Below are 5,903 nucleotides of genomic sequence, written 5' to 3'. Positions count from 1 at the left end.
GTCGCAACACCGCTCTGGCGCGAGACAGTGGTCTAGCGCCGCTCGGCGGCGCGGCTTACCCACGTGATGACGAAGCGCCCCAGGACAATCCCCACGACGCCCGCCGCCGTCTTGAGCAGGCCATCGAGAACCCGCGCGTGCCGGCCTGGGTCGAACAGTTGCAGGACCTCGAGAACGCCGGCCACCGCGCAAACGAACAGCACGGTCTGCGTCACGCGGGACGGGAACCCGAGCGCCAGGGCCAGCCCCAGCAGGACGTAGGCCAAGGCGCGCTCGATGTTGGGGTCGCTCAAGCGTGGCCGCAGCTCGATGGGCGACAGCGTCGCGAAGGTGATGAGAGCCAGCAGGGCGAGCGCGGCGAGACGGGAAATGGAGGTCATGACCGCTCTTACAGGCCGCTGGCCGTTATAACAATATTTGCCGGCGCTCGGCCGTGGGTTGGTCCGCCCACGCCGGCGGCGCCCGTGCCTTCCCGGCGATGCCGTCAGGCCGGGACGGCATCGGCGCCCTTGCCCGGCAATGGCTGGCTGAAATCCTTCCGTCCGTTCAGCGATGCCCGATACGCCATCGGCGACTTGCCGTTGACGCGTTTGAAGGCGTTGCAGAAGGCGCTTTCGGAGGTGTAGCCGAGCGTGCGGGCGACGACGGCCACGGGCGTCCGCTCCTCGCGCAAGGCGCGCTCGGCAAGGCGCATGCGCCATTCGGTCAGATAGGCCAGCGGCGCGATGCCGGCGACCGTCCTGAAATGGACGGCGAATGAGGTGCGCGACATGGCGCAGGCTTTCGCCAGCTCCTCCAAATGCCAGGCGCGCGCCGGGTCGCCATGCATCAGGCGCAGCGCCGGCGCGATGCGCGGCTCGGCCAGCGCCTTGAGCCAGCCGGCGGGCATCAGGCTCGCTCTGTCGAGATGCGAGCGCAGGATCTCGATGAAAAGCAGTTGCGTCAGCTGCGCCGAGGCGAGCTGCGCGCCGGGCTGGCCGGCGTCCCTTTCTTCGATCAGCCGATCGAGCAGCCAGCGGAAGATAGCCGCCTGGGGCGACGCCGCGCGCGTGTGGATCCATGGCGGCAATAGATCGGCGAGCAGCCCGCCGCGCGCCGGATCGAGCAGGACATGGCCGCCGATATGGGCGAATTCCGAGCCGTCGCCGAGCGTCGCCAGCGTGCGGCCGGCGCCGGTGAACAGGCTCATCGCGTCGACCGGTGGAACGCTCGGGTCGCTGGCGAGCACGAAGCTGCTCCGCGCCGCCAACAGCCCGACATCGCCGGTCTCGAAACGGAAGGGTTTTGGCTCGCCTTCGAGGGTGACCCAGCAGCTGCCCTTCACCATGGCGAAGAACTTGATCTTGTCGCGTCCGGGGAAGCTGATCGCCCACGGACCGCCGGCGGTGAAGCCGCCCGTGACGACCGCCTCGGCATTGGTGAGCGTGAGAACATCGGAGAAGGGATCGACGGTCATTTCCGTACTCTCGCGCAGAGAATGCGGATTTTCAAGCATTCACAGTTCAGAAGCGCCGTCCTACCTAGCGCCCATCCGACGCATCGCCATTGGATGCGGCGCTCCATTCCAGACTCCAGAGGCATCAAATGACCGACAAACTCGTCCTGGTGACCGGCGGCACCGGCTTCATCGCGCAACATTGCATGCTGGCGCTGCTGAAGGCGGGCTACCGCGTGCGCACGACCATCCGCTCGCCAGGGCGGGAAGCGGAGGTGCGCGCGCATCTCGAGGTTGGCGGCGTCGTTGCGGGAAACTGCCTCTCCTTCGCCAACACCGATCTCACCGACGACCACGGATGGGCGGAAGCGGCGACCGGATGCGACTATGTGATGCATGGGGCCTCGCCGACGCCTTCCGGCGACCAGACCAGCGAGGAGGATTGGATCGGGCCCGCCGTCAACGGCAACCTTCGGGTGCTCAGGGCCGCGCGCGACGCCGGCGTCAAGCGCGTGGTGCTGACATCGGCCTTCGGCGCGATCGGCGTCGGCCACAAGCGGGACCACCGGCGGCCCTTCGACGAAACCGACTGGAGCAACCTGACGGGCAATGTCGCGCCCTACCAGAAATCGAAGACCCTTTCCGAGCGCGCCGCCTGGGATTTCGTGGCGCGCGAAGGCAACGGGCTGGAACTGGCGGCGATCAATCCGGTCGCCGTCTATGGGCCGGTGCTGGGCGCCGACTATTCGCATTCGATCCGGCTAATCGCCAACATGCTGGAGGGGCAGCCGGGATGCCTCAATGTCAGTTCCTGCTGCGTCGATGTGCGCGACGTGGCGGACCTGCATCTGCGCGCCATGACCGATCCGGCCGCCAAGGGCGAACGCTTCCTCGCAACCGTGGGCGAGAGCATGTGGATGGTCGAGATCGCCGAACTGCTGCGGCAGCGACTGGGCAAGGCCGCCGAAAAAGTATCGACGCAGGTGTGGCCCGACGAGCAGGTGCGCATCGCCGCCGAAACCAACGCGCAGCTCAAGGGCGTGGTGCCGCTGCTCCACTACGACATGAGCGCGACGGCCAAGAAGGCCGAGCGCCTGCTGGGCTGGACGCCCCGCTCGCGCGAGGAGGCGATCATATCCTGCGCCGAGAGCCTGATCCGGCTTGGCCTGCTGCGCGGCTGAGCTTCCTTGAACGGCGCGCGGGGCCGGTGCATGTTGCCCCCGCGCGTTTTCGGCGAACCGCCTGGAACCGCGATCCTCGAACGAAACCAGCGGAGCCATCGGGCGATGACGATCATCCATCAGTTCGCCGTGTCGGAGGGGCAGGAATGGATGCTGCCGGCCGATGACGACGCCTACGAGGAATTCTTCGGCCTCCACGGACGATCGCTCAAGGGCTGGAAGCCGCCGGCGATGCGGCGCGCCGAGGAAGGCGAGCGGCTCTATTCTGATTTCCCCTGGCTCGGCGAGCATGCGCCGCTGTTGCGCCAGCCGGCCGTCGAGGCGCTGGCGGCGGCGTTGCGGCCTTATGGCGAGCTTGTGGCGCTGCGCGGCGAGGAGGTCTGGCTGCTCAACGTCACCCATGTGATCGACGCGCTGGACGAGGCGCGATCGCAAATCGTGCGGTTCGACGGCGGCGACATATTGGCGATCGAGCGCCACGCCTTCGACGCGGAGAAGATCGGGAGCGCTGAAGTGTTCAAGCTGCCGATGCGGGCTTCTCCGGTCTTCGTCAATGACGTGTTCGTCGAGCGGGTGCGCAAGGCCGGGTTGCGCAATGTGTCGTTCGAGCCGGTATGGACATCGGGAACGGCAATCGCGTCAGGCGAATAGCAGTTTTGCGGTTTGTGGCGGAGACGGGCAATGACCAGCGCCGGCGCCGCCCCTCATCCGCCCTTCGGGCACCTTCTCCCCGTATAGAGACGGGGAGAAGGAACTGGCCCTGGTCCTGCCTCTGGGCGCATCTGGAGCATGGCTCTGGCCCAACCCGCACATGCATGAACGGGATGGCCATTATAACCAGACGCTTTATAACGGGCGATCTGGTTATGACCTCCAAGGGGAGACGATGCGTTACATACGTCCGCTTTCAATCGAAGATGCCGTTGGCGAGCTCGCCAAGGCGGTAGGACCGGCCGCCATCCTGGCCGGAGGCAGCGACTTGCTGGTGAGGATGAAGGGCGGCTTCATCGAGCCCGAGCTGATCGTCGACATCAAGCGCATAGGCGGCCTGGCCGACATCACGGAAACGGCTGACGGCTTCCGCATCGGCGCCGCCGTGCCCTGCGCGGTGCTGGGCGAGAACAAGGCTATGCGCAAGGCATGGCCGGGCGTGGTCGAGGCCGCGAACCTGATCGGCTCCAAGCAGGTGCAGGGCCGCTGCACCATCACCGGCAATCTGTGCAACGCATCGCCCGCCGCCGACAGCGTGCCGGCGCTGGTGGCCGCCGGGGCCAAGGCCGTCGTCGCCGGGCCTTCGGGCAAGCGCACCATTGCCGTCGAGACCGTGCCGACGGGACCGGGCCGCACGTCGCTCGCCAAGGGCGAGATCATCGAGGCGATCCTGCTCGACAAGCGTCCTGAGCAGGCGGGCGATGCCTATCTGCGCTTCATTCCGCGCACCGAGATGGACATCGCGGTGGTGAGCGCCGGCGTGAACCTGACGCTGGACGAGCATGGCGCGATCAAGACCGCGCGCGTGGCGCTGGGCGCCGCGGCGCCCACGGTGCTTCTGGTCGAGGAAGCGGGCCAGGTGCTGGTCGGCTCGAAGCTCGACGAGGCGACGCTGGAGCGGCTGGCGAAGATCTGTTCCGGCGCCTGCCGGCCGATCGACGACAAGCGCGGCACCATCGAATTCAGACGGAAAGTGGCGGGCGTGCTGGCAAGGCGCGTCGCGGCAATCGCCTACAAGCGTGCGGGAGGCAAATAATGGCCGGTGTAGCTGTATCAACCACGATCAACGGCGATGCCGTCGAATATCTCTGCCAGCCCGACGAGACGCTGCTGGAAGTGCTGCGCGATCGCCTCGGCCTGACCGGCGCCAAGGAAGGCTGCGGCACCGGCGACTGCGGCGCCTGCAGCGTCATCGTCGACGGCAGGCTCGTCTGCTCCTGCCTGGTGCTGGGCGCGGAAGCGGAAGGCCGCAAGGTCGAGACCATCGAAGGCATGGCGCATGGCGACCAGCTGCACCCGCTGCAGCAGAAGTTCCTGGAGCATGCGGCGCTGCAATGCGGCGTCTGCACGCCCGGCTTCCTGATCGCTGCCAAGGACCTGTTGGAGAAGAACCCCTCGCCCACCGAGGAGGAAATCCGCTTCGGCCTCGCCGGCAACCTTTGCCGCTGCACCGGCTATGACAAGATCGTGCGCGCCGTCCAGGACGCAGCGAACGTGATGAAGGGAGCCTGATCCATGAATTTCGATCCGCGCTTTTCAGGACGCCAGTTCGCTTCCGTCGGCACGCGCCCGATCCGCCCCGACGGCATCGACAAGGTGACGGGCCGCGCCCGCTACGGCGCCGACTTCAACATGGCCGGCCAGCTGGTGGGCCGGATCCTGCGCAGCCCGCATGCGCATGCGGTGATCAAGAGCATCGACACGTCCAAGGCGGAAAAGCTCGCCGGCGTGAAGGCGGTGATCACGGCGAAGGACCTGCCGGACCTCACCGACGGCGATGCCGCCATGTACGACATCCTCGACAATTGCATGGCGCGCAAGAAGGCGCTCTATGACGGCCATGCGGTGGCCGCGGTGGCGGCGATCGACGCCCGCATCGCCCGCCAGGCGCTGAAGCTGATCGAGGTCGAGTATGAGGTGCTGCCGCATGTCACCGATGTCGACGAGGCCGCGCACCACCACGCGCCGCTGATCAACGACCAGGTTTATACCGAAGGCCTCGAGGAAAAGCCGGCCAAGCCTTCCAACGTCACCAAGCGCACGCAGTTCGGCCATGGCGACGTCCACAAGGGCTTCGCCGAGGCCGACTGCGTCGTCGAGCGCTCCTTCAAGACCGAGCAGACGCATCAGGGCTATATCGAGCCGCATGCCTGCGTGGCGAGCGTCAATGCCGACGGCACGGCGGACCTTTGGGTCTGCACGCAGGGCCATTTCGTCTACCGCCAGCATTGCGCCCAGCTGCTGGGGCTCGAAGCCTCGAAGCTGCGCGTCACCTCGTCGGAGATCGGCGGCGGCTTCGGCGGCAAGACCCATGTCTGGGCCGAACCGGTGGCGCTGGCGCTGTCGCGCAAGGCCGGCCGCCCGGTGAAGCTGGTGATGACGCGCGACGAAGTGTTCCGCGCGTCGGGCCCGACCAGCGCCACCTCGATCGACGTCAAGATCGGCGCCAAAAAGGACGGCACCATCACCGCCGCGGAAGCGACGCTGCGCTACAGTTCCGGCCCCTATGCCGGCTCCTGGGCCGAGATCGGCGCCATGACAGCCTTCGCCTGCTACAAGCTTGAGAACGTCAAGAC

7 protein-coding genes are annotated in these 5,903 nt (G+C 67.1%); 5 read left to right on the top strand and 2 right to left on the bottom strand.

The genetic code is table 11. The features are described from left to right. Positions 1-32: 32 nt before the first annotated feature. Positions 33-380 carry a VanZ family protein gene (locus EOA28_RS22240; protein WP_127249933.1) on the bottom strand — a complete coding sequence of 116 codons (348 nt, stop codon included), beginning with the start codon at positions 378-380 and terminating at the stop codon, positions 33-35. A gap of 104 nt (positions 381-484) precedes the next feature. Further along, positions 485-1,456, bottom strand: a complete 972-nt coding sequence (locus EOA28_RS22235; protein WP_128315270.1) for an AraC family transcriptional regulator — start codon at positions 1,454-1,456, stop codon at positions 485-487. Between the two features lie 128 nt (positions 1,457-1,584). Between EOA28_RS22235 and EOA28_RS22230 the strand changes: the two genes are divergently transcribed. The 5 genes from EOA28_RS22230 to EOA28_RS22210 form a co-directional block, all read left to right on the top strand. Further along, on the top strand, positions 1,585-2,616 hold the full coding sequence (locus EOA28_RS22230) for an aldehyde reductase (RefSeq protein ID WP_127249931.1): 1,032 nt from the start codon (positions 1,585-1,587) through the stop codon (positions 2,614-2,616). A gap of 105 nt (positions 2,617-2,721) precedes the next feature. Beyond that, positions 2,722-3,267, top strand: coding sequence for a DUF1629 domain-containing protein (locus tag EOA28_RS22225; protein ID WP_128315269.1), 546 nt, complete (start codon positions 2,722-2,724; stop codon positions 3,265-3,267). Positions 3,268-3,502: 235 nt separating this feature from the next. Further along, positions 3,503-4,363: a xanthine dehydrogenase family protein subunit M gene (locus EOA28_RS22220; RefSeq protein WP_127249929.1), complete on the top strand. Its 861-nt coding sequence runs from the start codon at positions 3,503-3,505 to the stop codon at positions 4,361-4,363. Further along, positions 4,363-4,839 (top strand): (2Fe-2S)-binding protein, encoded by a 477-nt coding sequence (locus EOA28_RS22215; RefSeq protein ID WP_042639662.1) that lies wholly within the window; start codon positions 4,363-4,365, stop codon positions 4,837-4,839. Before EOA28_RS22220 ends, EOA28_RS22215 begins: the two co-directional genes overlap by 1 nt. A gap of 3 nt (positions 4,840-4,842) precedes the next feature. Beyond that, a partial coding sequence (locus EOA28_RS22210; protein WP_148670802.1) for a molybdopterin cofactor-binding domain-containing protein occupies positions 4,843-5,903 on the top strand: 1,061 nt, incomplete at its 3' end.

The organism is Mesorhizobium sp. M2A.F.Ca.ET.067.02.1.1 (assembly GCF_004023285.1).
In the GTDB taxonomy this organism is placed as follows: Bacteria; Pseudomonadota; Alphaproteobacteria; order Rhizobiales; family Rhizobiaceae; genus Mesorhizobium.
This window is presented reverse-complemented; position numbering and strand designations above follow the sequence as displayed.